This is a genomic window from Planosporangium spinosum (genome assembly GCF_049999945.1).
GTDB classification, from domain to species: domain Bacteria; phylum Actinomycetota; class Actinomycetes; order Mycobacteriales; family Micromonosporaceae; genus Planosporangium; species Planosporangium spinosum.
Genome location: NZ_JBLYUB010000080.1, coordinates 1 through 1047, shown reverse-complemented (window position 1 = coordinate 1047; position 1047 = coordinate 1). Strand labels below are relative to the sequence as shown.

General features: G+C 69.1%; 1 protein-coding gene. It reads right to left on the bottom strand.

Features of this window, described 5'->3' with window-relative positions:
• Positions 1-11 precede the first annotated feature (11 nt).
• The gene (locus ACNTMW_RS34295) at positions 12-902 is read right to left on the bottom strand and encodes an IS5 family transposase (RefSeq protein ID WP_426638231.1); all 891 of its coding nucleotides are present in this window, start codon (positions 900-902) and stop codon (positions 12-14) included.
• Positions 903-1047 lie beyond the last annotated feature (145 nt).

Genomic DNA, 1047 nt, shown 5'->3' with positions numbered 1-1047 from the left:
TAGGCCGTGTTTCATAGGCCGGGCCGGAGCCACTCGTTGATGGCGACGACGTGGAGTGTGGCCAGGTAGCGCACGGCGAGTTTGTCGTAGCGGGTGGCCACACCACGATGACGTTTGAGCCGGTTGATGCCGCACTCCACCGCGTGGCGCCGCTTGTAGAACTCGGGGTCGAAGGTCGGCGGCCGGCCGCCCTTCGATCCCTTCTTGCGCCGGTTGACGGCCTGGTCGACCTTGATTGGGATGGTCGCGGGGATACCGCGTCGGCGCAGGTGCTCACGGTTGGCCCGCGAGCTGTACGCCTTGTCGGCCAGGACCCGGTCGGGGCGGGTGCGTGGTCGGCCGCCGTCGGGCCGGGGCACCCGGATACCGGCGAGGATCCGGGTGAACTGGGGGCTGTCGCCACGCTGCCCGGCGGTCAGCAGCATCGCGAGGGGTTTCTGGCCCTGTTCGCAGCCCAGATGCAGCTTGGTGGTCAGCCCGCCCCGCGAGCGGCCCAGCGCATGGTCGGCCGGCTCGACCTCGACCACGCCCGGCGGTTCCTTCTGCGCCTGCGGCCGGGTGCGGGCGCCGGCGGCGTGCTGATGTGCCCGAGCGATGGTGGAGTCCACGCTCACATCCCAGGTGATCAGCCCGGCCGCGTCCGCGCGGGTCTGCAGCCCGGTGACGATCTGCTGCCAGACACCCGCACGCTGCCAGCGCCGAAACAGTCCGTAGACCGTCTGCCAGGGGCCGTAGCAGTCCGGCACGTCCCGCCAGGGCGAGCCGACCCGTACCCGCCACCGAATGCCGTCGATGAGCTGACGTTTACTCCACTTCGGCGGCCGGCCTGGCTTCCTACCCTTGGGCAGCATCGGCTCCAGCACCGCCCACTGCGCATCGGTCAGGTCATGCCGCCTCGTCACCGGTATGGTGGCCACGAGGTCTCCGTGTTGATGGTCTTCTTCGTCGATGAACCATCTACCGGAGACCTCGCCATCTATCGATGACCGACACGCCAGCGGCCGCAACCTACGCCGGCCGATCAACGGCCTATGAAACACGGCCTAG